The organism is Allobosea sp. BE125, from assembly GCF_031456075.1.
Classification (GTDB): domain Bacteria; phylum Pseudomonadota; class Alphaproteobacteria; order Rhizobiales; family Beijerinckiaceae; genus Allobosea.
The window spans coordinates 202,025-225,616 of record NZ_JAVDTY010000012.1 but is presented as its reverse complement, the minus strand read 5'-3'; the positions used below and the strand labels follow the sequence as shown (position 1 = coordinate 225,616).

Genomic DNA, 23,592 nt, shown 5'->3' with positions numbered 1-23,592 from the left:
TTCAGCCCGCGAGCGCGGCCTCCACGGCGGTGCGGTCGAAGCCCTTAAGGCCGATCACGACGAGCCGGCCATCGCGCGCCTCGTCAGCGCCCCAGGCCCGATCGAAATGATGGCTGACGCGGCGGCCGACGCCCTGCACGACGAGGCGCATCGGCTTGCCCGGCACGGCGGTGAAGCCCTTCAGCCGCAGCACGCCCTCGGCCTCGGCGGCCTTGCCCATGCGGGCCGAGAGTGTCTCGGGCGAGAGGCCGGCCGGCAGCGGCAGCGAGACCGAGTCGAAATCGTCATGGTCGTGGTCCTCGCCCTCGCCGTGATGCGAGGGGCGCGCCGCGAGATCGTTCTCGGCGGCGGCGTTCAGCCCCACGATCAACGCCGGCTCGACCTTGCCATGCGAGGTCTCGACGATCTTGATCGCCTTTGGCAGATGCTCCCTGATCTCGGCGATGACGCGGGCCCTGGCTTCTGCATCGACGAGATCGCTCTTGTTGAGCAGGATCAGGTCGGCGCAGAGGATCTGGTCCTCGAAGACCTCCTCCAGCGGGTTGTCGTGCTCGACCGATGAATCCTGCGCGGCTTGAGCGGCCATCGCCTCGGGATCGTCGGCGAACTGGCCCTCGGCCACAGCCGGCCCGTCGACCACCGCGATGACGCCGTCGACCGTGACGCGCGAGCGGATCGCCGGCCAGTTGAAGGCCGTCACCAGCGGCTTCGGCAGGGCCAGGCCCGAGGTTTCGATCAGGATGTGCTCGGGCGGGTTCGGCCGGTTCAGCAGCTTTTCCAGCGCCGGCACGAAATCGTCGGCGACCGTGCAACAGATGCAGCCATTGGGCAGCTCCACCACATCCTCTTCCGTGCAGCCTTCGATGCCGCAGCCGGCGAGGAAGGAGCCGTCGAAGCCGAGATCGCCGAATTCGTTGACGAGCACGGCGAGGCGCTTGCCCCCGGCATTCTCGAGCAGATGGCGCACCAGCGTGGTTTTTCCGGCGCCCAGGAAGCCGGTGATGATGGTGCAGGGCACTTTGGCTAGGGAGGCATTCATGATGTCGATCCTTGTTTGCGCAGGTCCGGTTCGCGCAGGCTCAGCGGCGGCACGCGCGCGACCACGCCCTTGCGGAAGGGGATGGGTCGCTCTTTCCAGGGAATGATGCCGTTGGCGCTGGCGGCATAGCTCTCCGCCGCGCCGACGATATCGTCGAGATGGGTTTCGGCGTCGAGATCGCCGACGAGATAGGTCCATTTGCCGTTCGCCGCGAAGGCGACCGTGCAAGGGCGCTTGCAGACGGCGAGGCATTCGACCGCCTCGACGGTGATCCCGGCCTTGCCGGCAAGCCGCTCGCCGAGCGCGGCTGCGAGGCCGAGTCCCGGCTGGTCGTAGCCTTCGGCGAGGTCCTCGCGCACGCGCCGGCAGACGGTGCAGACATGTATGGTGAGATCGGCCTCGGGCATGCAAACGCCTCCGTGTTCGAGATGCGCGCTCCCTGGGAAGAAGCGCGCGAGGCGTCAGGCCTTGGCCGCGCGTCGCGTCGCCCAGGGCCAGATCACGCCGACCGCCAGGCCGGTGGCGAGCCAGAGCGCGGCCTGGATCGAGAGCGACAATGCGGTGAAATGCGCCGCGATCTCGGCTGGAACCTTGCTCTCCGGCGCGGCCGGATGTGGCGCGCCGATCAGATGCGGCACGAGCATGGCGAGTACGGCCAGGGCTCTGAGCCAGCCGGCTTCCATGCGCAGGAAGACGAAGAGCCCGCCAGCCGTGACCAGCGCCGTCGCGACCCACCAGATCTGACGAGGCAAGAGTTCGGCCGCTGCGCTGCCGGGCAATTCCGGTGCGAGGCCCGCCGCCGGGACGAGGCCGAAGGCGAGGAAGCCGCAGACCGCCCAGGCGAGCGCGCGCCTGTCGTCGATCGTCTCATTCGCCGCGATCATGCCGCCGAGCAGCAGCGCGGCGAAGCCGATCGCGGTCGCGACCGTGACCAGCGTGGTGAAGGCGGTGCGCTGCAAGCCGTCCTGCGGCTTCCATTCGGCATGCTCATGGCCGGCGGCGTCGCCGGCGGGACCATGGGCGAGGATGATGCGGGCCTGCCCGTCAAAGGACGCGAAAGACGGCGCGGCGGCACGCATCGCCGCTTCATAGGTTTCCGCCTTGAGGATCAGCGGCGTGGTGGTGACGTGCTGGAGCGCGGCGATGACGAGCCCAGCCAGAAGCCCGGCCAGGAGACTGACCGTGAGAACGCGATTGACCATGTCCGATCCCCTCAGTGGCAGGGGAAGGCGAGCGTGTGGCGCGTGTCGTGGGCGGCGTTGTGGACGCTGCTCGAATGCGCGAAGCCGACCGTGAAGATCAGCACGCTGCCGAGCAGCAGGGCGACTAGTGCGGCCTTGGCGCGTTCGGAAACGCCGGCCGAAGTCGAGAGCGAAGCGGAGGTATTCATCGTGTTTCTCCTGGCCGCCCCGCCGGCGGCCTGTTGGATTGCGGAACGACGACGGCAGGTCTCCTGGCTCACGGATCTCGACGTCCTGAGCCGCCTTCCCGGGATCGCTCCCAGTGGCCGATGGCGCAGAACTCACCGCTTACAGTTGCGGGGGCAGCCGCGGTATCGCACCGCGTTCCCTTTTCACCCCGTTGCCGGGGCACCGTCGGGGATGATCATTAGCCATGTGGACGGTGCTGTGCAATGCACTGCGCCGTCATTCCGAGCGCAGCGAAGCAATCCGGGAAGCGATAGAGTGAGACGCTGGATTGCTTCGCTGCGCTCGCAATGACGGTTATGTCGGTAGAGGTTTCGGCTGTGGCGACGATCCTTCCTCATCTCACCCTGGTTCTCGGCGGCGCGCGCTCGGGCAAGAGCCGCCATGCCGAGGCGCTGATCGAGGCGCTGCCGGCGCCCTGGAGCTATATCGCGACCGCCCAGGCCTATGACGACGAGATGCGCGCGCGCATCGCCGAGCATCGGGCGCGGCGCTCCGCAAGCTGGGTCACGGTCGACGCGCCGCTCGCCTTGCCCGAGGCTGTTCGCGCCGTGCCGGCAGGGCGGCCGATCCTGGTCGATTGCCTGACCTTGTGGCTGACCAATCTGATCCTGGCGGAGCAGGATACGGTGTCCGTTGGCGCCGAGCTCATCGCTGCCTGTGCTGAAGCCTCCGGCCATGTCGTGCTGGTTTCGAACGAGGTCGGGCTCGGCATCGTGCCCGACAATGCCCTGGCGCGGCGCTTCCGCGACGAGGCTGGCCGCCTGCACCAGAACCTTGCGGCGCGGGCCCGGCACGTGGTCTTCATGGTCGCCGGACTGGCCATGCAGGTGAAGTGAGCTGGCAGGTGAAGTGAGCTGGCAGGTGAAGTGAGCTGGCAGGTGAAGTGAGATGCAGGTGACGTGACATGACGATCGACGCTGAAGAGGCCGCCCGCCACAAGGCCAAGATGGAGAAGCGCAAAGCGGTGCAGGACGCCGAGGTTGCGGGCAAGACGATCGAGAAGGGCCTGCTCATCGTCAACACCGGGCCGGGCAAGGGCAAATCGACGGCCGCTTTCGGGCTGATGCTGCGCGCGCTCGGCCATGGCTGGCGCGTCGGCGTGGTCCAGTTCATCAAGGGCGCCTGGGCGACGGGCGAGCGCAAGGCGCTCGACGCCTTCGGCGATCAGATCGCTTGGCACAGCATGGGCGAAGGTTTCACCTGGGAGACGCAGGACAAGGCCCGCGACATCGCCGCGGCCGGGCGCGCCTTCGAGAAGGCGAAGGAATTGATGGCCGACGAGACGATCCGCCTGATTGTGCTCGACGAGCTCAACATCGCGCTACGCTATGATTATCTGCCATTGGACGAGGTGGTCGCGACGCTCGCTGCGCGCCGGGACGACCTCCACATCGTCGTCACCGGCCGCAACGCCAAGCCGGAGCTGATCGCAGCTGCCGATCTGGTTACGGAAATGACGCTGGTGAAGCACCATTTCGCGGCGGGCGTGAAGGCGCAGGCGGGGATCGAGTTCTGAGAGCTTTCAGGCGGCTATCGTGATCGCCACGCCCGCCGCCGCCAGCGCCCACAGCATCAGGCAGGCCCCGCGATAGAGCCTGAGCGCCCGCCTGATGTCGGCGGCCGTCGCCTCCGCGCGGCCATCCCCCATCCAGCCATCCTCGACGCGTGTCTCGCCATAGATGCGCGGTCCGGCGAGGCGCAGGCCGAGCGCCCCGGCCATCGCCGCCTCCGGCCAGCCGGCATTGGGCGAGCGGTGGCGATGGGCGTCGCGCCGCACGGCTTTCCAGGCTCCGGCCGCATCGGCCTCCCGGTCGAGGGCTGCGGCTGCGACCAGCAACAGCGCGGTGAGCCGCGAGGCCGGGAGATTGACGAGGTCGTCGAGCCTGGCCGCCGCCCAGCCGAAGGCGAGATGGCGCGGCGTCTTATGGCCGATCATCGAATCGGCGGTGTTGATCGCCTTGTAGAGTGCGCAGCCCGGCAGGCCGGCGAGGCCGAGCCAGAAGGCGGGGGCAACGACGCCGTCGGAGAAATTCTCGGCGAGGCTCTCGATCGCGGCGCGCGAGACCCCGGCCTCGTCGAGGCTTTCGGGATTGCGCCCGACGATCATCGCAACCGCCTTTCGTCCCTCGGAAAGCCCGCCTTGCTCCAGCCCCTCGGCGACATCAGCGACATGTTCGTAGAGGCTGCGCTGCGCCAGCAGGGTCGAGGCCAGAAGCGCCAGGGGCAGCAGGCCGAGCGGCCCGAGCCCGAGGCAAAGCCGGGTCGCCGTCGAGGCGAAGGCGATCGTCGCGCAGAGCAGGATGACGAGCGCGGCGAGCCCGGCCGCCTTGCGTGCCGCATAAGACGCGGTCTCGCGGTTCAGGCTGTCGTCGAGCGCCGCGATCAATGCGCCAAGCCAGGTGACGGGATGGCCGATCCGCGCATACAAGCCCTGGGGATAGCCGAGCGCGGCCTCGATCGCGAGCGCGGCGAGCAGCAGAAGCAAGGTGTCGGGCGGGCTCATGCGAGGCGGGATCGATCGTGATTGAGGGCGAAATCTGGCATGGCGGCGATCTCGCCAAGGCGCGGGCGCTGTTTGCGGGCGCGCCCGAGCCCTGGATCGATCTCTCGACGGGTATCAATCCCATCTCGTATCCGCTACCGCCGCTGCCGCAAAGCCTGTGGCAGCGCCTGCCGGGCGCCGATGACGAGGCGGCGCTGCTGGCTGCGGCGCGCGCGGCCTATCGCGTGCCCGACGGCGCGGACATCGTCGCGGCGCCCGGCACGCAGATCCTGATCGACCTGCTGCCGCGTCTCGCCGGTGCCGGTCCGGTCGCGGTGCTGGGGCCGACCTATGCCGAGCATGCCCAGGCCTGGGCCAAGGCGGGCGCGGAGGTGCGCGCCGTCAGCGACCTGGACCGGGCGAGCGAGGCGCGCACCGTCGTGCTGGTCAATCCGAACAATCCCGATGGCCGGGTCGTGTCGCGGCAAGGGCTCGCGGCGATGGCGGCCCGATGCGCCGCGCGCGGCGGTCTGCTCGTCATCGACGAGGCTTTTGCCGATTTCACGCCGGAGGCCAGCGTCCTGCCCGAATTGCCGCCGGCGACGCTGGTGCTGCGCTCCTTCGGCAAGACATATGGGCTGGCGGGCCTGCGCCTGGGCTTCGCGATCGGCGATCCGGGGCTGACCGAGGCCCTGCGCGCGGCGATGGGGCCCTGGGCGGTGGCGGGGCCGGCGCTGCATGTCGGAGCGGCTGCGCTGGCCGATTCCCCCTGGCTCGCGCAAGCCGGAGCCGCTCGCGCGGCCGATGCCGCCCGGCTCGATGCGCTGCTCGCGCCGCATGGCAGGATCGTCGGCGGCACGGCGCTGTTCAGGCTGCTCGAAACCGGCAACGCGCCAGCGCTCTTCACCCATCTCGGCTGCCGTGGCCTCTATCTGCGCCGCTTCCAGAACGATGCGCGCTGGTTGCGTTTCGGCCTGCCAGGCGCGGCTTCTGAGTGGGCCAGGCTCCAGGCGGCGCTTGAGGGCTTTGCGACCTCCGGCCCTGGTCCAGCGTGAAGCTAGCATGCGTTGACCGCCGGGACAGCACGCCGCTCTCCCGATAACCTGACCACGCCCGATAACCTGACCACGCCTTTTGACTGTCGAGGAACGAGACGAATGCCCCCGCTGCCGCCTGACAATGAGCTGACGATCGGTTTTTCCCACGCCGCCTATCAATTGCAGGCCGAGTTCGCGACGCGCGGCCACGCTGCCCGGAGTTTTTCGGCGAACTCGCTCGACGAGCTCAAGGCGCGCTCGGCGGAGGCCGATGTCCTCGTCGTCTCCGGCCTCTGGCGCAACGAATTGATCGCTGCCTCGCCGAAGCTGCGCTTCATCCAGTCGGTCAGCGCCGGCACCGACCAGTTCGACAAGCCGGCCCTGGCCGCCGCCGGCATCCGCCTTGCCAGCGCGCAAGGGGTGAATGAGCGTGCCGTCGCCGAGCACGCCATGGCGCTGGTCCTGGCCCTGACCCGCCAGATCCATCTCGCCCGCGACAATCAGACGGCCAAGCATTGGCGCCCGATGATCGACGACCGCGCCAGGCGCGAGGACGAACTCGGCGGCAAGACCATGGTCATCGTCGGGCTCGGTCGCATCGGCCTGCGCCTGGCCGCGCTCGCCTCGGCTTTCGGCATCCGCGTCATCGGCGTGCGCCGCCAGCCGGAGCCGCAGCCGCATATCGAGGCGATCGTCCGGCCCGATCAATTGCACGAGGTCATGGCGCAGGCCGACATCGTCGCGCTGACCTGCCCGCTGACGGCGGAGACCGAAGGGCTGATCGGCGTCCAGGCGCTCGCCGCGATGAAGCCCACGGCCGTCCTCATCAATGTCGCACGCGGGAAGGTGGTGGATGAGGCCGCGCTGCTCGCCGCCCTGGCCGAAGGACGGCTGTCCGGCGCCGGGCTCGACTGCTTCCATGACGAGCCGCTGCCGCCATCCTCGCCTTTCTGGGGCCTGCCGCAGGTCGTCATCACGCCCCACAGCGCCGGCGAGACGCGGGCCTATGAGGGCAATGTCGTCGACGCCCTGCTCGACAATCTCGGCAGGCTGGCGCGGGGCGAGACGACGCTGCGCAACCAGATCGTCTGAACGATCGTCTGAACGTGCTGCCGAGGCTGGCTCGCTCCGGCATGCCGAAGCGACGGCATGCCGGGCGTTCGACTCGCGGGCCGTCGCGCGGCATGGCTGGGAATGTCGATCCCCAGCCTGTGAATGGTGGTCCATTGCCGTAGAGTAAGATTCCCTTAAGTTGCCGCCCTGGGATTTGGGGGCGACGTTTTCGTGGATTCGACAGGCCAAGAGCGCGGCGCGTATCGCCGCCGCTTAGCCGTGCTGGCTTTGCTGGCGGGCACGTCGCTGCTTTGTGTGGGCCCGGCCCGCGCGCAAGACGCGACCTGGCTGTTCAGTCCAGGCTCTGCGAGCTTCAACACTGGCGCGAACTGGACGCCGGCGACGGTGCCGACCGGCACGGCGTTCTTCGGCGCCACCATCGACTCTGCGATCATTGTTGGTGCGGCTACGACGCTCGGGGGCTTCACCTTCAATGCAGGCGCGTCAGGCTATACGATCACGATCGTCCCTGGCGGCAGCCTGACCTTCACCGGAGTGGGCATCGTCAACAATTCCGGCCAGGCGCAGACCCTGGTCAATCAGAACAGCCTGATCTTCACCAACAACAGCACGGCCGGCACGGCGGCAATCGTGACGAATATCGGCGCGACGACCAATTTCTCGGGCAGCACCGGCCCGCTCGGCGATAATCGCCTGAGCGCCGGCTCGATCGCCGGAACGGGCTCCTATAATCTCGGCGCCAACGAGCTCACGGTCGGCGGCGACGGCACCTCGACAACGGTCAGCGGCACCATCAGCGGTGTCGGCGGCTCGCTGGTCAAGACCGGTGCGGGCACGCTGATGCTGACCAGTCTCGACAATTCCTATGATGGCGGCACGACGATCAATCAGGGCTGGATCTCGATCAGCCACGATGCCCAACTCGGCAACACCTTTGCGGGCGGACTGACCTTCGATGGCGGCGGCCTCGTCATCACCGCCAATGTGGCCTCGGCGCGCACTGTCACATTCAATGCCGGCGGCGGCACGATCGACAGCAACGGCAACGTGCTCACGCTGACCGGCGACCTTGTCGGCAGCGGTGGCCTGACCAAGACGGGGCTCGGCGATCTTGTCCTCTCCGGCAACAACAACTATTCCGGTGCGACCAGCGTCATACAGGGCCGGCTCATCGCCAATTCCGGCACGGCGTTCTCGGCGAATTCCGATTACAGCGTTGCCACCGGCGCGACGATCGAGGTCACGGATGTGCCCGGGCTCACGGCCGGGATCGGCTCGCTGTCGGGCGCGGGCCAAGTCGTCATCGGCGATGGCGCCACCTTGTCGATCGGCTCCAATGCCGTCGCGACCGTCTTCTCCGGCAATATCTCCGGCAAGGGCTCGCTCTCTATGGACGGGCCGGGGATGCTCACCTTGACCGGGACGAGCAGCATCGAAGGGCTCCTGCTTCTGTGCGGCTGCTCGAATCCGACGCTTGATATCAGCGGCGGCTCGCTCAGCGTCGGCAATCCGGCCGGCGGAGGCGGTGGCGTCGTGGTGTCGGGCGGGACGCTGCGCGTCAGCAATGGCGGCACCTTGAATATGGTGGATCCTGCCGGCTTCCTGATCGTCCAATCGGTGATGGAGGTCACGGGCGCGGGCTCGACCGTGACTGTCGAAGGTCTCACGGTCGTCGCCAACCTCACGCCCGCAACGCTGACAATCAGCGGCGGCGCGGTGATGAACAGCAAGGGCGGCGCGGGTATCGAGGGAGACATTATTGCGCCGGTCGTGACGGTGACGGGCCCCGGATCGACCTGGAACGTCGATAACGGCTTGATCGTCGGCAACTTCAGCGTCGGCGGCTCCGGTAGTCTCGTCATTTCCGCGGGTGGTGTCGTGAACGCCACCGGCTTCGTCCAAATCAGTTCGGATCCCGATCCCAGCCTGGGCTTTCCCACTGCAAGCGTCCTGGTGACAGGGACGGGCTCGGTCCTGAATGCGACCAACGGCCTGCTCGTCGGTTCTTCCGGTTGCGGCTGCGGCGGCGACTATGCCGGCGTGCTCACGGTTGCGGATGGCGGGCTGGTCAGGGCCGCGGCCGGCATGCAGATCGGCTCCTTGGGCGTGCTCAATCTCGGCAATGGCGGCCTGGCGGGCGCTATCGACACGCCTTTCATTCAGAATGATGGCGCCATCGTCGCGAATTTCACCGACAGCACCACCCTTGCCGCCAACATCGCTGGGGTGGGGACGCTGACCAAGCAGGGTTCCGGCAAGCTGATCCTGACCGGGACCAACAGCTATACCGGCCCGACCTCGGTGCTCGCCGGGCTTCTTGTCGTCAATGGCTCGCTGACCAGCTCCACCATCACCGTGGCGGGCGGCGCGCTCGGCGGCTCGGGCACGGTCGGCAGCATCGTCATCGCCTCCGGCGGCACGGTCGCGCCGGGCAATTCCATCGGCACGCTCAAAGTTGCCGGGAATGTCGCTTTTGCGGCGGGCTCGACCTATCAGGTCGAACTCAATGCGGCCGGCGCATCCGACCTGGTCGCGGCGACGGGAACCGCGACCTTGTCCGGCGGACAGGTCCAGCTTCTGGCAGCGCAGGGCAGTTACGGTCTCTCGACCCGCTATGTCATCCTGACTGCGCAGGGCGGTGTCAGCGGGCAGTTTTCCGGCGTGACCTCGAATTTCGCCTTCCTGACGCCGACGCTGAGCTACGACGCAACGGCTGTAGCGCTGACGCTGGCGCGCAATGCCGTCACCTTTCCCGACGCGGCTGTCACCCGCAACCAGGCGAGCGCCGGTCGCGCTGCCGAGGGGCTGGGGACGGGCAATCGCGTCTATGACGCGTTGGTGTCCTCGACGCTGGCGGAGGCCCGCGCCGGTTTCGACGCGCTTTCGGGCGAGGCGCATGCGCAGGCCGTCTCGGTCGCGATCGAGACCAGCCATCTGGTGCGCGACACCATCATGAACCGTCTGCGCGCGCCGTTCGCCTCCTCGGCATCGCCCGGTGCAGTGACCGGCGCCTTCTCGGCCGATGCGCCGGGCCGGCCGCGCATGGCGACATTGCCCGCGCCCGCTTTCGAAACCCGGCGCTTCCAGCTCTGGGGCGAGGCGATCGGCGCGCAGGGCAGCAGCAATGGCGACGGCAATGCGGCCTCGCTCGATCGGCGCGGCGGCGGCATGCTGTTCGGCGCGGAGCTCGATTCCGGCGGCGGCGAGACGCCCTGGCGCGTCGGCGTCGCCGGAGGCTTCACCCGCACCCGTTTCGACATCGACCAGCGCCGCTCGGACGGCACGCAGGACGCCGTCCATGCCGCGCTCTATGGCGGGGCGCGTTTCGGCGCGGTCAATCTCCGCGCCGGCGCCGCCTATGCCTGGAACCAGACCAACCTGACCCGCTTCGTCGGGCTGAGCGGCTTTTCCGACGTGCTGCGGTTCGACGGCCAGGGGGCGACGGCCCAGGCTTTCGCCGAGGTCGGCTATGCCTTGCCGCTCGGCTCCGTCGCCTTCGAGCCCTTCGTCCAGGTCGCCGCCGTGAGCGTGCATTCGGATTCAGGCACGGAGCAGGGCGGGGCGGCCGCATTGCGCTTGAATGGCCGCGACCAGAACCTCGGCTTCTCCATAGTGGGCCTGCGCGCGGAAACGCAGCTTGGCGCGACGCCGCTCTTCGCCCGCGCCATGCTGGGCTGGCGTCACGCCTTCGGGGAGACGACGCCGACCGCCGTGCTGGCCTTTGCTGGAGCCGCGAGCCCCTTCCAGGTCTACGCCGCGCCGGTGGCGCGCGATGCAATGGTTGCGGAGGTCGGGCTGTCCTGGCGCGTCGCCGGCAATGTCGCGCTGGGTCTTGGCTACAATGCCGCCTTGGGCAATGGCGCGCGCGACCATGCGCTGCGAGGCAGGATCGACGTGACGTTCTGAGCCGGAATGGCTTCTATCCGGTCTGGAACCCGCAGCCCTCATCCTGAGGAGCCGCGCAGCGGCGTCTCGAAGGATGCTCCAGTTCGCACCGGAGCCTCCTGGAGCATCCTTCGAGACACCATTCCCAGGGGAATGGCTCCTCAGGATGAGGGCTCGCGGAGTTTCCAAACTGCCCCTCAGGCGCGCAAGCCCCGCAACCAGCGCCTGGCCTCGTCGCGGATCCGGATGGCGGATTGATAGGCCGCGCTCGCCTTGACCCAGGTCAGCGCCTTGACGCGGACGGTCTCGATCGCCGCCATCAGCCAGGCCAGCCAGCGATAGCTCAGAAGCTTGTCCCGCCCGGCCTGGTAGATCCGCTCGACGATCAGGAAGCTGGCGAGATAGGCCACAGCGAGGATCACGATGCCCGCCACGACCTGTCCGCGCCCGATCATGATCAGGCCGACGATCTTCAAGGGCTCCGCGACTGCGAAGGGGATCGCGAGCAAAGCGAGAATGGCCAATCGCGGCAACCGGGCGATCGCGGCTTCCGCCCGCGCGACGATTCCCAGTGAGGCGAGCCAGTCCGCCAGCGGCCGATAGAGCGGCCGCGCGATCTCGTCGAGCAGCACGAGGATCGTCAGCACGCCCCTGGTGATGGCGAGGAGGATCCTGGCGGGCAAGATCTTGGCGGGCGAGCTGCGTTCGGGCGGTGATGGCATGGCGGCTCCAGCGTGCCGGACCGAGCCGGCAAGAGCCTTCATATCAGGCATGAGCCTTCATATCATGGTGTCAGGCGGCTTTTGCATCTTCCAGCAGCATCTGCGCGCCCTTCTCGGCGATCATCATCGTCGGCGCTGCCGTATTGCCGGAGGTGATCGCCGGCATCACCGAGGCGTCGATCACGCGCAGGCCACGCACGCCCCGCACCCGCAGGCGCTCGTCGAGCACGGCTGTCGGATCGTCGTCGACGCCCATCTTCGCTGTCCCGACAGGGTGGAAGATCGTGGTGCTGAGCCCTTTCGCCGCTTCCAGCAGCGCTTCGTCCGAGGTCGCGGCTGTGCCGGGGCTGTGCTCCTGCGGTTGGAAGCGCGCCAGCGGCGCTTGCGCCACGATCTTGCGCGCGAGCTTCAGCGCATCGACGGCGACGCGCTTGTCCTCGTCGGTATCGAGATAATTCGGCGAGATCGCCGGCGCGTCCTCCGCCGTCGGGCTTTTGAGATGAACACTGCCCCGGCTCGATGGCCGCAAGTTGCAGACGCTGGCGGTAAAGGCCCCGAACGGATGCAAGCCGTCGCCCCATTTATCGAGCGAGAGCGGCTGGAAATGGAATTCGAGATTGGCGGTCGCGTAGTCGGGAGAGGATTTGGCGAAGGCGCCGACCTGCGAGGGCGCCATGGTCAAGGGGCCGGTGCGCAAGGCCGCATATTCCAGCGCCATCAGCGGCCGGCGCCAGAGTTTCGCATAGTCGGTGTTGAGTGTGCGCACGCCGTCGACCTTGTAGACCGGACGGATCTGGAGATGGTCCTGCAGGTTCTCGCCGACGCCCGGCAGGTTTGCGGCCGTGTCGATGCCGAGTGCCTGCAGGCGGGCGCCGTCGCCGATGCCGGAACGCTCCAGCAGCGCCGGCGAGCCGAACGAGCCGGCGCTGAGCACGATCTCGCCGCGGACCTCGACCCTGAGCTTCTCCTCGCCATGGGTGAATTCGACTGCGCTGGCCCGGCCGTCCTCGATCACGATGCGCTCGACCAGGACGCGCGTCTCCATGCGGAGATTGTCGCGGACATCGAGCACCGGCTTGAGGAAGGCGGTAAAGGCGCTCCAGCGCCGGCCGCGCCGCTGGTTGACCTGGAAATAGGCGGAGCCTTCATTGTCGCCGGTGTTGAAGTCGGCGATCTTGGCGATGCCCGCCGCCTCGGCTGCATCGCGCACCGCGTCGAGGATGTCCCAGCGCACGCGCGGATTCTCGACCCGCCATTCGCCGCCGGCCTTGTGGTGCTCGCCCGTTCCCGGCGCGACATGGTCTTCATGTTTGAGGAAATAGGGCAGGACGTCGTCCCAGCCCCAGCCGGAAAGCCCGCGCTGGCGCCAGCCATCGTAATCGGCCGCCTGGCCGCGCATATAGATCATCGCATTGATCGCCGAGCAGCCGCCGACGACCTTGCCGCGCGGGAAGGGCAGCTCGCGCCCGCCCAAGCCCGCCTGGGGCTCGGTCTTGAACAGCCAGTCGGCGCGCGGATTGCCGATGGCGTAGAGATAACCGACCGGGATGTGGAACCAGATCCAGTCGTCCTTGCCGCCGGCCTCCAGCACCAGGACCTTCTTGCTTGGATCGGCTGAGAGCCGGTTGGCGACGACGCAGCCGGCCGAGCCCGCCCCGATCACGACATAGTCGAAGGTGCCGATGGTCCTGCGAGCCGACATGACGTTTCCCAAATCCTGCGGCGGGTAACGTCCCGCTCTCCGGACAAGGAGCGTTAATCGCGGCAACGGGTGGCAGCAATGCTGCATCTGCGTTTGCTCGTGCCAATATCCGCATTAGCATGTTGCGAGGGATGAGGATTGATTTCATGGCGTATCGCGCGGCGGTCGGGCGGCAGAGTTACGTTTTCGCCGATTTGAAGACGTTGCTGGCGAAGGCGACGCCCCTGCGCTCGGGCGATCAGCTCGCAGGCCTCGCCGCCGGCAGCATGGAAGAGATGATGGCGGCGCGCATGGCGCTGGCCGATCTGCCGCTGCGGACCTTCCTCGACGAGGCGCTGATTCCCTATGAGGAGGACGAGGTCACGCGCTTGATCGTCGACAGCCATGATGCGGCGGCGTTCAAGCTTGTCTCCTCGCTGACGGTCGGTGGCTTCCGCGACTGGCTCTGCTCGGATGCGGCGACGACGCCGGTCCTGGCCCAGCTTGCGCCCGGCATCACGCCGGAGATGGCGGCCGCCGTCTCCAAGCTGATGCGCAACCAGGATTTGATCCTGGTCGCCAGGAAGTGCCGGGTCGTGACCCGCTTCCGCAACACGCTGGGCCTGCCCGGCGCCATGGCGGTCCGGCTCCAGCCCAATCATCCGACCGACGATGTCGCCGGCATCCTCGCCTCGACCATGGACGGGCTGAGCTATGGCTGCGGCGATGCCGTCATCGGCATCAACCCTGCCTCGGACAGCATGAGTGCGATCGGTGATCTGCTGCGCCTGCTCGACGCGCTGATCACCCGTTTCGAGATTCCCACCCAAGCCTGCGTGCTGACCCATGTCACGAGCTCGGTGGCGCTGATCGAACAGGGCGTGCCGGTCGATCTTGTCTTCCAGTCGGTGGCAGGGACGCAGGCAGCCAATGCCTCCTTCGGCGTCACGCTCGCCTTGCTGCAGGAGGGGCTGGAGGCCGGCCGCTCGCTGAAGCGCGGCACGGTCGGCGACAACGTCATGTATTTCGAGACGGGCCAGGGCGCGGCGCTCTCGGCCAATGCCCATCATGGCGTTGACCAGCAGACGGTCGAGGCCCGCGCCTATGCCGTCTGCCGCGCCTATGAGCCGCTCCTGGTCAACACGGTCGTCGGCTTCATCGGCCCGGAATATCTCTATGACGGCAAGCAGATCATCCGCGCCGGCCTCGAGGACCATTTCTGCGGCAAGCTGATGGGCGTGCCGATGGGCTGCGACATCTGCTACACCAACCACGCCGAGGCCGATCAGGACGACATGGACACGCTGCTGACGCTGCTCGGAACGGCCGGCGTCAATTTCATCATGGGCATTCCCGGCGCCGACGACGTGATGCTGAACTACCAGTCGACCTCCTTCCACGACCAGCTCTATATCCGCGAAGTGCTCGGCCTGAAGCGCGCCCCGGAATTCGAGGCCTGGCTCAGGCGGATGGAGATCACCGATCCCTCGGGAAAATTGAGCGCGGGGCAGGGCGGGCAGGCATTGCTTGCCGCCATGCAGGATCGCGCGGCATGAAAACGCCGGACAAGCCTGCCTCCACGGCTCAGCGCTGGGCCGAACTCGCGCAATTGACGCCGGCCCGCATCGCGCTTGGCCGCTCGGGCGCGTCGCTGCCGACGCGCGAGGTGCTGCGCTTCGGCCTCGCTCATGCGCAGGCGCGCGATGCGGTGCACGAGCCCTTCCGCCCGGAGGGGCTGGCCGCGGACCTTGCAGCCTTGTCGCTGGATACGGTGATGGTCGAGAGCGCGGCCCGCTCGCGCGGCGATTATCTGCGCCGGCCCGATCTCGGTCGTGGCCTCTCCGAGGAGAGCCGGGGCGTGCTGGCGGCGCGGCGCGGCACCTGCGATCTCGTCATCATCGTCGCCGACGGCCTGTCCTCGACCGCGATCCACCAGAATGCCGCCCCCTTCATCACGGCGTTGCTGCCGCATCTGAAGCGGCAGGGATTGACGCTCGCGCCGGTCGTGATCGCCTCGCAGGCCCGTGTCGCGCTCGGCGACGAGGCGGCTCATGCGCTCGGTGCGCGCATGGCGCTGGTGCTGATCGGCGAGCGGCCAGGCCTGTCCTCGCCGGATTCGCTTGGCGCCTATCTCACCTTCGCGCCCCGTCCCGGCCTGACCGACGCCGCGCGCAACTGCATCTCCAACATCCGCCCCGGCGGGCTCGATTTCGAAGCCGCCGCCTTCAAGCTCGCCTGGCTGATCGACCAGGCTTTCCATCGCTTGCTGACCGGCGTCGACCTCAAGGACGAGAGCGGCAGCGCGCTGGAGGGCGGGAAGGCCGTCGGTGCCATCGCGGGCGCTTAGCGCGTTTTCGAGCGAAGGGGACGCCGGTTCACGTGAAGAAAACGCGTTAAAACAAAGATCTGGAGCAATTGAACGATCCAATCGGATCGGAAATTGCTCCAGCGTTGCGACTTCTTCAAGCTGATTGAGAGGAACCCTTTTCCTGTCAATCAGCGCCATCCGTTGTGGCCGGTGTTCAGGATGCATCCCCAAGATACAGGCGGATCATTCTGACCAGCTCATGGCGTATGCGGGGCTCATGCAGGTTCCCGCGGCGCGCGGCGTTGTGAATCACGCCGTCGATTGCGTCCGAAATGGTAATTCCGATCGTTTCATCAGAAGTCTCGGTCTTTTTCTGCCGGTGCATCGCGACGGCTTCTGTGAAGTATGAAATGTACTGGGCCTCTATCTGGATATTTTGATTCCTGTACGACTCCAGGCCCGGCGCTTCATCGAGAAGAACTCTGTGCAATCCGGGGTGGATTCTGTGGGCTTCGATGATGTTGGAGACGAGTATCTCGACGAATCCGGCAAGGGGCAGTCCTGCCGTGAGCGCATTCCTCACCGCAGCCAGGCTGTCATCGAGATGCTTTCGTCGGATCGCTCCAACCAACGAAACCTTGTCGGGAAAATACTGATACAGCGATCCGATGCTGACCCCGGCGGCCTCGGCAACCTTGTTGGTGGTGAAGCCCACCCATCCCTGCTCGCTCAGAATGTGAGCCCCCGCTTCGATCACGGCCTCAACCGTTGCCCGTGAGCGAGCTTGACGCGGCTCCTTGCGCATAGCGGGCTGCTTTTTGGCAATGCGAGTAGACAATCTGGCTCCTCCACTCAGAATGTAGAGAACTTACTCACATTTTTTCGATGGAGGAAAGCGCGGTCATGAGTGAACTGTTTCAAGTTTTGTATGGCTATCAAGCGTGGGCAAACAGCGATCTGCTGGATAAATTGGCGGCGATCGATCCAAAGGCGCAGGCCACGGAGCTTCGCACGGCCATTCGGTTGACCAACCACTATCATGTCGTAGCGAGGATATTTGCGGCGCATCTGGACGGTCGAGCGCATGGTTACACGTCGGACAATACCGTCGAGACTCCGGAGTTAAATGAACTTCGTGAATCTGTCGCCGCAGTCGATCGATGGTATCAGGATTATGTGCGACGGCTCGCCTCGGATAAACTCTCCGAGCCAGTCGCCTTTACGTTCACCGATGGAGACAAAGGCTGCATGACGCGACAGGAAATGCTCATGCATGTCGCTTTGCATTCGGCAATCCATCGTGGTGAGGTCTGCCGAATCCTTTCACAACTGGCGATCTCACCTCCATGGGACACGCTCGCCGTCTATCTGCATCAGGCGGAGCCATCGCGTCGTTTTCAGGCCGGGCCGCAGGCGGTACCTGTCAGCTAGAATCCAGCGATCACTCCCGGCAACTCGCCCAGCGATCCGATCACCCAATCGGGCCTCTCGCCCAGCCGCTCCTCCTGCATGCGCAGCGCCTTGAACAAGGTTTTCGGCGGGATCGGGTCTGTGCTCGCGATCTCGGCATGCAGCGCCGCTGCTGAAACCCGTGCGATCCGCGCGACCTTGAAGCCGAAATGCTTCGCACCCGCGACATCGAAACCATTCGACGAGACGAAGACGACCTCATCGGGCTTCACGCCCATCCGCGCCTCGACCAGCCGGTAGCTGCGCGGATCGGGCTTGTAGACCTGCGCGGCGTCGACGCTGAGCACGGCCTCGAAACGATTTGCCAGACCGCTATTGCGTACCAGCGCATCGAGCATGGCCGGGCTGCCGTTGGAGAGGATGGCGAGCCGCTTGCCCGCCAGCGCATCGAGCGCGGCGAGACTGTCGGGATAGGGTGCGAGATGGTTGTAGGCCTCGGCCAGGGCGGTGATCGCCGCCTCGCTCGCGCTCAGGCCCAGGACATCGAGCGTGTAAGCGAGCGCGTCACGCGTCACCGTCCAGAAATCGGCGTAGGCTCCCATGGCGGAGCGCAGCCAGGTGTATTCGAGCTGCTTCATCCGCCAGATCTGGGTGATGGTCTCGCCATGGCCGGGAAAGGCGGCCTCGGTCGCGCCGGCGACGGACTGAACGTCGTAGAGCGTGCCATAGGCGTCGAAGACGAAGGCCTTGATGGGCATGGGGCTTTTTTCGCTTTTCAATCGTCGCTGTAGCGCTGTTCCTGCCAGGGATCGCCGCGATCGTGATAGCCGCGCACCTCCCAGAAGCCTGGCCGGTTGCGGTCGACGAATTCGATCCGCTTCAGCCATTTCGCGCTCTTCCAGAAATAGAGCTTCGGCAGCACGAGCCTGACCGGCCCGCCATGCTCGCCCGTCAGGGGCTTGCCCTCCCAGCTATGGGCCAGCAGCGCATCCTCGCCTGCGAAATCCGCGAGCGTCAGATTGGTGGTGTAGCCATCATGGGAGTGCAGCACGACGAAGCCGGCCTCGGGCTTCGGTTGGGCGAGGTCAAGCAAGCTCCGCGTCGCCACGCCCTGCCAGCGATTGTCGTAGCGCGACCAGGTCGTGACGCAATGGATGTCGGAAACTTCGTGCGCCTGCTCCTGCATCATGAAATCCGCCCAGCGCCAATGCAGGCGATGCTCGACCGCGCCGTCGATGTCGAGCGTCCAGTTCGCGGTCGAAATCTCGGGCTGGAGGCCGAGATCGAGCACCGGCCAATCCTTGACCAGATGCTGGCCGGGCGGCAGCCGCTCGCTGTCGGGCCGGCTGATGCGCCCGGTCAGGAATTTCCCGGCCCGCGCCCAGGCCTGCTTGGTGCGCGTCAGCTTGCTGTCATCGGGTGTGTCGGGATCGCTGGTCATGACGGTCTCCTGTCAGGCGCGCCTCTACTATAAGGGTTTCCATCCTGGCCGTCGTTGCGCGAAACAGACAAGCACCCTTGCCCTGCCGTCTGCTTTGCACTACATCGCGCCTGTCCGAAGGGCCGTGATCGATCACAGCCGGGGGCGGCCTTTTAGGCCTGCTCCCGTTTCGTGTTTGGGGCGGATCGTTCGGATGCGGATCGATGCCGGCGGCCAAGCGCCGCCCGCTCTCGTCCCGGCGCCTCAGAGCGCGGGAAGAGCGGGCAGGCCTCTCAGGAGGCGCCGACGGACAGGTCCGGCCTGTGGCACAAACCCAATCGGCGCTTGCCGGCTTTGCGGAATCCGCGAGCTGGCGTCAGGAGAATACATGTCAGCCGTAGAAAGCTATTCGGGCCGCGAGGATTTCGCCGCCCTGCTCGAGGAATCCTTCGGTCAGAACGAAGCCCTCGAAGGTTCCGTCATCAAGGGCATCGTCGTCGCCATCGAAAAAGACATGGCGATCATCGATGTCGGCCTGAAGACGGAAGGGCGCGTCGCGCTCAAGGAATTCAACGGCCCCGGCCGTGACCAGGACATCAAGGTCGGCGACGAGGTCGAGGTCTATCTGGACCGGATCGAAAACGCGCTCGGCGAAGCCGTCATCTCGCGCGACAAGGCTCGCCGCGAGGAGAGCTGGGTCAAGCTCGAGAAGGCTTTCGAGGCTCGCGAGAAGGTCTCGGGCGTCATCTTCAACACCGTCAAGGGCGGTTACACCGTCGATCTCGACGGCGCTGTCGCCTTCCTGCCGCGTTCGCAGGTCGACATTCGCCCGATCCGCGACGTCGGCCCGCTGATGGGCCAGCCGCAGCCCTTCGAGATCCTCAAGATGGATCGCCGCCGCGGCAACATCGTCGTGTCGCGCCGCACCGTCCTCGAAGAGACCCGCGCCGAGGCTCGTTCCGAGCTCGTGGCTTCGCTCGAAGAGGGCCAGGTCATCGACGGCGTCGTCAAGAACATCACCGAATACGGTGCGTTCGTTGACCTGGGCGGCATCGACGGCCTGCTCCATGTCACCGACATGGCCTGGCGTCGCGTCAACCACCCGTCCGAGGTTGTGACCATCGGCCAGACGGTCAAGGTCAAGATCATCAAGATCAACCAGGACACGCACCGCATCTCGCTCGGCATCAAGCAGCTGCTTGCCGATCCGTGGGATGGCATTGCGGCCCGTTACCCTGTCGGTGCGCGCCTCAAGGGTCGCGTCACCAACATCACGGACTACGGCGCGTTCGTCGAAGTGGAGCCGGGCATCGAAGGCCTCATCCACGTCTCCGAGATGTCCTGGACCAAGAAGAACGTCCACCCCGGCAAGATCGTCTCGACCTCGCAGGAAGTCGACGTCGCGATCCTCGAGGTCGATCAGGTCAAGCGCCGCATCTCGCTGGGTCTCAAGCAGACCCTGCGCAACCCTTGGGAGGTCTTCGCGGAGACCCATCCGAGCGGTGCGGTGGTCGAGGGCGAGGTCAAGAACAAGACCGAGTTCGGCCTGTTCCTGGGTCTCGAAGGCGATATCGACGGCATGATCCATCTCTCGGATCTCGACTGGAACCGTCCGGGCGAGCAGGTCATCGAGGAATACAAGAAGGGCGACATGCTGCAGGCTGTCGTTCTCGATGTGGACGTCGAGAAGGAGCGTATTTCGCTCGGCCTGAAGCAGCTCGGCGGCGATCCCTTCGTGGATGCCGGCGAGTTCAAGAAGGGCCAGGTCGTCACCACTGAGGTGATCGAGGTCAAGGAAGCCGGTCTCGACGTGAAGATCGTCGGCACCGACATGACCACCTTCATCAAGCGCGCCGAAATCGCGCGTGATCGTGCCGAGCAGCGCCCAGAGCGCTTCGCGGCCGGCGAAAAGGTCGACGCCCGCGTCATCCTGTTCGACAAGAAGGCCCGCAAGATCCAGGTCTCGATCAAGGCTCTGGAAATGGCCGAGGAGAAGGAGGCGATGGCGCAGTACGGCTCCGCCGACTCCGGCGCCTCGCTCGGCGACATCCTGGGCGCCGCCCTCAAGAAGGCGACGACCGAGAAGAAGTGAGGTTTCGGCCGCGAAAGCGGCCGGCCCATCAGACCAGCCCGCGCGGAGCAATCCGCGCGGGCTTTTGTTTCGGTTCGACCTGTCATTCCAGGGCGAAGCGCGCCGAAGACCCGGGAATCTCTTTGACCAGGACGCCTGGTTTGCGAGATGGCCGGGTCAAGCCCGACCATGACGACCAACATCAGGAACCCGGGACATGACCACCGCGGCGATCGGCATCGATTTCGGCACCACCAACAGTGTGGTTGCCCTGGCGCGCGCCGACGGCTCGGTGACGACGCGGTCCTTCGCGACCCGGCAGGGCGCGGTCGACGCCTATCGTTCGGCCCTGATGTTCTGGCGCGAAGGCCGGCCGCCCAAGACCCATGTCGCCCATGTCAGCGGGCCCGATGCGCTCGACATGGCGCTCGGCATGACGACTGAGCATCGCTTTCTGCAATCGCTGAAGACGCATCTCTCCAGCCGCGCCTTCCAGGAGACGCGGCTGTTCGGCAAGCTGTTCAGGCTCGAGGACCTGATCGGCGTGTTCCTGACCGATCTCGTGGCCGGCCTCGACGACGTCGCGGAAACGCCGCTGGTCTCAGGCAGGCCCGTCGTCTTCGCCGGCGAGCGGCCCGATGAGGAGCTCGCGCTCGGGCGGCTGCGCGCCTCCTACGGTAAAGCCGGGATGCCTGCCGTCGATTTCGCCTATGAGCCGCTCGGCGCAGCCTATTGGTATGCCCGCGACCTGAAGACGCCGCAGACCATGCTGGTCGCGGATTTCGGCGGCGGCACCAGCGACTTCTCGGTGATGCGCTTCGAGCCCGGCGGAGCGGGCCGGCTCGACGCGATCCCGCTCTCCCATGCCGGCGTCGGTGTCGCCGGCGACACCTTCGACTACCGCATCATCGAGCACGCGATCTCGCCGCGTCTCGGCAAGGGCACGCAATATCGCTCCTTCGAGAAGCTCCTGCCGATCCCGGCACATTACCACGCCGCTTTCGCGCAATGGCACCGGCTCTCGCTGATGAAAAGCCGCGAGACCATGGCCGAGCTCAAGGCCTTGATCCGCGACGCGGTCGAGCCCGGCAAGCTCGAGGATCTGTTGACCGTGATCGAATATGATCTCGGCTATGAGCTCTACCGCGCGGTGTCGGCCGCCAAGATCGCGCTTTCGGGTGCCGGCGAGACTACGCTGAGCTTCCGCCAGATGGATGTGACGATCGAGGCTCCGATCCGCCGCAGCGATTTTGACGGCTGGATCGCGGACGATGTCGGCGCGATCGAGACGGCGCTCGACAAGGCCTTGAGCGAGGCGAATGTCTCCACTGGTGCGATCGAGGCCGTGTTCATGACCGGCGGCACCTCTCACGTCCCGGCGGTGCGGGCGCTGTTCGACCGCCGCTTCGGGGCGAGCCGTGTCCATATCGGCGATGCTTTCCGTTCGGTGGCGAGCGGGCTTGCCTTGCTGGCGCTGGACCGGGCGCGCGCCACGGTCGCGGCCTAAGTCTACCTCTTCGTCTTGCCCGCCCGGCATGGCGAGGCTACATCACGGAGCCGCAAACCCGGAGCGCTGACCTCATGTCGTCCGATGCCGATCTGCTCGCCGACCGCCGCAGCCTCAGGCGAAAGCTGACGCTCTGGCGGCTGTTTGCCGTCCTCGGCGTGCTTGCCGCCGCCGTCGTTGCAGGCCTTGCCTGGACCGGGAGCGCACCCGGCTCGCTCAGCCAAGCCCATATCGCCCGTGTCACCATCTCCGGTTTCATCTCAGGCGACAGGCGCACGCTCGAACTGATCAAGTCGCTGGAGGACAGCAAGGCCTCAGCCGTGCTGCTCAAGATCGACAGCCCGGGCGGTACGACCTCGGGCTCCGAGGCCTTGTTCGACGCGCTGCGCCGCCTGGCGGCGAAGAAGCCGATGGTCTCGGTGGTTGATGGCCTGGCGGCCTCGGGCGGCTATATCGCCGCGCTCGGCTCCGATCGCATCGTGGCGCGCCAGACCTCGCTCGTCGGCTCGATCGGCGTGCTCTTCCAGTTCCCCAATGTCGGGCGGCTGCTCGACACGGTCGGCGTCAAGCTCGAGGAGATCAAGTCGAGCCCGCTGAAGGCCGCGCCAAACGGCTTCGAGCCGACCTCGCCGGAGGCGCGCGCCGCGCTCCAGAGCGTCGTCGACGACAATTACGACTGGTTCAAGCGGCTGGTGCGCGAGCGCCGGCATCTCAGCGACCCCGAGGTTGCGGCCGTGTCCGACGGCCGGGTGCATTCCGGTCGGCAGGGCGCGGTTTTGAAGCTGATCGATGAGATCGGCGGCGAGCCGGAAGCCATCGCCTGGCTCGAACGCGAGAAGGGCGTGGCGAAGGATCTTGCGGTCCGCGATTGGCGTCGCCGCAGCGAATCATCCGCCTATGGGCTATGGAGTGCCAGCGAGGCGTTTGCACGCGCCGCCGGGTTCGAAACCGTGGCGAGCCTTATCGCGCGTGCGGCCGAGCAACCGATCGGTTTGCGGCTTGACGCGCCCTTGGCGCTCTGGCAGCCTGCAGTCGAAAAATGATGTTGATACAAGCGGTTATATTGGACACATGATTAAATCCGAACTCGTCCAGCGCATCGCCGAGCGCAACACGCACCTCTACCAGCGCGATATTGAAAACATCGTCACGGCGATCCTCGACGAGGTCGTCAAGGCGCTGGCGCGCGGCGACCGGGTCGAGCTGCGCGGCTTCGGAGCCTTCTCCCGCAAGGCTCGCTCCGCGCGCGTCGGCCGCAATCCCCGGACGGGTGACGCCGTCGAGGTCGAGGAAAAGTTCGTTCCGGTCTTCAAGACCGGAAAGGAGCTTCGGCTGCGGCTGAACGGCAAGGCGTAAAGCCTCTCTCTCAGCCCTCGTCCGAGGAGCCGCGAAGCGGCGTCTCGACGGATAGTCCAAAGCGGGCTGAAACATCCTTGGAGACGCTATTCCGCCGAAATAGCTGGTCAGGATGAGGGCTTGCGTTAGAGCAGGATGCGAAAAAGTGGGAACCGGTTTTTCGCATCGAT

Annotated in this window: 22 protein-coding genes and 1 riboswitch; of the genes, 12 read left to right on the top strand and 10 right to left on the bottom strand. The window is 66.4% G+C overall.

Annotation, left to right across the window (positions count from 1 at the left end; translation table 11 throughout):
* Position 1: 1 nt before the first annotated feature.
* From cobW to J2Y55_RS24365, 4 genes are read right to left on the bottom strand one after another with little or no spacing between them, the layout of a single operon-like run.
* Complete coding sequence (gene cobW / locus J2Y55_RS24380; RefSeq protein ID WP_310158661.1) at positions 2-1,039, bottom strand: cobalamin biosynthesis protein CobW; 1,038 nt, start codon at positions 1,037-1,039, stop codon at positions 2-4.
* The gene (locus J2Y55_RS24375; RefSeq protein WP_310158658.1) at positions 1,036-1,446 is read right to left on the bottom strand and encodes a DUF1636 family protein; all 411 of its coding nucleotides are present in this window, start codon (positions 1,444-1,446) and stop codon (positions 1,036-1,038) included. Before J2Y55_RS24375 ends, cobW begins: the two co-directional genes overlap by 4 nt.
* A gap of 54 nt (positions 1,447-1,500) precedes the next feature.
* The gene (locus J2Y55_RS24370) at positions 1,501-2,241 is read right to left on the bottom strand and encodes a CbtA family protein (RefSeq protein ID WP_310158657.1); all 741 of its coding nucleotides are present in this window, start codon (positions 2,239-2,241) and stop codon (positions 1,501-1,503) included.
* Positions 2,242-2,252: 11 nt separating this feature from the next.
* Positions 2,253-2,429: a CbtB domain-containing protein gene (locus J2Y55_RS24365; protein ID WP_310158656.1), complete on the bottom strand. Its 177-nt coding sequence runs from the start codon at positions 2,427-2,429 to the stop codon at positions 2,253-2,255.
* Positions 2,430-2,465: 36 nt separating this feature from the next.
* Positions 2,466-2,651, bottom strand: a riboswitch (cobalamin riboswitch).
* Between the two features lie 135 nt (positions 2,652-2,786).
* On the opposite strand from J2Y55_RS24365, the gene cobU reads away from it, so the two are divergent.
* Both cobU and cobO read left to right on the top strand, forming a co-directional pair.
* The gene (cobU, locus tag J2Y55_RS24360; RefSeq protein ID WP_404979024.1) at positions 2,787-3,305 is read left to right on the top strand and encodes a bifunctional adenosylcobinamide kinase/adenosylcobinamide-phosphate guanylyltransferase; all 519 of its coding nucleotides are present in this window, start codon (positions 2,787-2,789) and stop codon (positions 3,303-3,305) included.
* Positions 3,306-3,373: 68 nt separating this feature from the next.
* Positions 3,374-3,985, top strand: a complete 612-nt coding sequence (gene cobO, locus J2Y55_RS24355; RefSeq protein WP_310158655.1) for a cob(I)yrinic acid a,c-diamide adenosyltransferase — start codon at positions 3,374-3,376, stop codon at positions 3,983-3,985.
* Positions 3,986-3,991: 6 nt separating this feature from the next.
* On the opposite strand, the gene cbiB is transcribed toward cobO, so the two are convergent.
* The gene (cbiB, locus tag J2Y55_RS24350) at positions 3,992-4,972 is read right to left on the bottom strand and encodes an adenosylcobinamide-phosphate synthase CbiB (protein WP_310158653.1); all 981 of its coding nucleotides are present in this window, start codon (positions 4,970-4,972) and stop codon (positions 3,992-3,994) included.
* Between the two features lie 14 nt (positions 4,973-4,986).
* Between cbiB and cobD the strand changes: the two genes are divergently transcribed.
* From cobD to J2Y55_RS24335, 3 genes are all read left to right on the top strand, one after another.
* Complete coding sequence (gene cobD / locus J2Y55_RS24345; protein ID WP_404979027.1) at positions 4,987-6,006, top strand: threonine-phosphate decarboxylase CobD; 1,020 nt, start codon at positions 4,987-4,989, stop codon at positions 6,004-6,006.
* Positions 6,007-6,108: 102 nt separating this feature from the next.
* Positions 6,109-7,080 carry a D-2-hydroxyacid dehydrogenase gene (locus J2Y55_RS24340; protein WP_310158651.1) on the top strand — a complete coding sequence of 324 codons (972 nt, stop codon included), beginning with the start codon at positions 6,109-6,111 and terminating at the stop codon, positions 7,078-7,080.
* Between the two features lie 192 nt (positions 7,081-7,272).
* On the top strand, positions 7,273-10,968 hold the full coding sequence (locus tag J2Y55_RS24335) for an autotransporter domain-containing protein (protein WP_310158650.1): 3,696 nt from the start codon (positions 7,273-7,275) through the stop codon (positions 10,966-10,968).
* A 176-nt stretch (positions 10,969-11,144) separates the two neighbouring features.
* On the opposite strand, the gene J2Y55_RS24330 is transcribed toward J2Y55_RS24335, so the two are convergent.
* Positions 11,145-11,720, bottom strand: a complete 576-nt coding sequence (locus J2Y55_RS24330; RefSeq protein WP_310158649.1) for a hypothetical protein — start codon at positions 11,718-11,720, stop codon at positions 11,145-11,147.
* A 19-nt stretch (positions 11,721-11,739) separates the two neighbouring features.
* Positions 11,740-13,371, bottom strand: coding sequence for a GMC family oxidoreductase (locus J2Y55_RS24325; RefSeq protein WP_310158648.1), 1,632 nt, complete (start codon positions 13,369-13,371; stop codon positions 11,740-11,742).
* Positions 13,372-13,517: 146 nt separating this feature from the next.
* On the opposite strand from J2Y55_RS24325, the gene J2Y55_RS24320 reads away from it, so the two are divergent.
* Both J2Y55_RS24320 and eutC read left to right on the top strand, forming a co-directional pair.
* Positions 13,518-14,906, top strand: a complete 1,389-nt coding sequence (locus tag J2Y55_RS24320) for an ethanolamine ammonia-lyase subunit EutB (RefSeq protein WP_310158647.1) — start codon at positions 13,518-13,520, stop codon at positions 14,904-14,906.
* Complete coding sequence (gene eutC, locus J2Y55_RS24315; RefSeq protein WP_310158646.1) at positions 14,903-15,697, top strand: ethanolamine ammonia-lyase subunit EutC; 795 nt, start codon at positions 14,903-14,905, stop codon at positions 15,695-15,697. The genes J2Y55_RS24320 and eutC overlap by 4 nt, the downstream gene beginning before the upstream one ends.
* Positions 15,698-15,872: 175 nt before the next feature.
* Here eutC and J2Y55_RS24310 read toward each other — a convergent pair whose 3' ends face one another.
* Positions 15,873-16,463, bottom strand: coding sequence for a TetR/AcrR family transcriptional regulator (locus tag J2Y55_RS24310; protein WP_310158645.1), 591 nt, complete (start codon positions 16,461-16,463; stop codon positions 15,873-15,875).
* 98 nt (positions 16,464-16,561) lie between these two features.
* Here J2Y55_RS24310 and J2Y55_RS24305 point away from each other — a divergent pair, with 98 nt between their 5' ends.
* Positions 16,562-17,089 (top strand): DinB family protein, encoded by a 528-nt coding sequence (locus J2Y55_RS24305; protein ID WP_310158644.1) that lies wholly within the window; start codon positions 16,562-16,564, stop codon positions 17,087-17,089.
* Here the strand turns inward: J2Y55_RS24305 and J2Y55_RS24300 are convergent.
* Both J2Y55_RS24300 and J2Y55_RS24295 read right to left on the bottom strand, forming a co-directional pair.
* A complete protein-coding gene (locus J2Y55_RS24300) occupies positions 17,086-17,826 on the bottom strand; it encodes a haloacid dehalogenase type II (protein WP_310158643.1) in 741 nt (246 codons plus the stop codon). The genes J2Y55_RS24305 and J2Y55_RS24300 overlap by 4 nt on opposite strands.
* 17 nt (positions 17,827-17,843) lie before the next feature.
* Entirely contained in the window at positions 17,844-18,509 is a 666-nt protein-coding gene (locus J2Y55_RS24295) for a sulfite oxidase-like oxidoreductase (RefSeq protein WP_310158641.1), read from the bottom strand.
* Positions 18,510-18,876: 367 nt separating this feature from the next.
* Between J2Y55_RS24295 and rpsA the strand changes: the two genes are divergently transcribed.
* From rpsA to ihfB, 4 genes are all read left to right on the top strand, one after another.
* Positions 18,877-20,580 (top strand): 30S ribosomal protein S1, encoded by a 1,704-nt coding sequence (rpsA, locus tag J2Y55_RS24290; RefSeq protein WP_092170505.1) that lies wholly within the window; start codon positions 18,877-18,879, stop codon positions 20,578-20,580.
* 196 nt (positions 20,581-20,776) lie between these two features.
* Complete coding sequence (locus J2Y55_RS24285; RefSeq protein ID WP_310158639.1) at positions 20,777-22,066, top strand: Hsp70 family protein; 1,290 nt, start codon at positions 20,777-20,779, stop codon at positions 22,064-22,066.
* Positions 22,067-22,140: 74 nt separating this feature from the next.
* A complete protein-coding gene (gene sppA, locus J2Y55_RS24280; protein WP_310158638.1) occupies positions 22,141-23,109 on the top strand; it encodes a signal peptide peptidase SppA in 969 nt (322 codons plus the stop codon).
* 28 nt (positions 23,110-23,137) lie between these two features.
* Positions 23,138-23,422 carry an integration host factor subunit beta gene (ihfB, locus tag J2Y55_RS24275; RefSeq protein ID WP_092170498.1) on the top strand — a complete coding sequence of 95 codons (285 nt, stop codon included), beginning with the start codon at positions 23,138-23,140 and terminating at the stop codon, positions 23,420-23,422.
* The last annotated feature ends 170 nt before the right edge of the window (positions 23,423-23,592 follow it).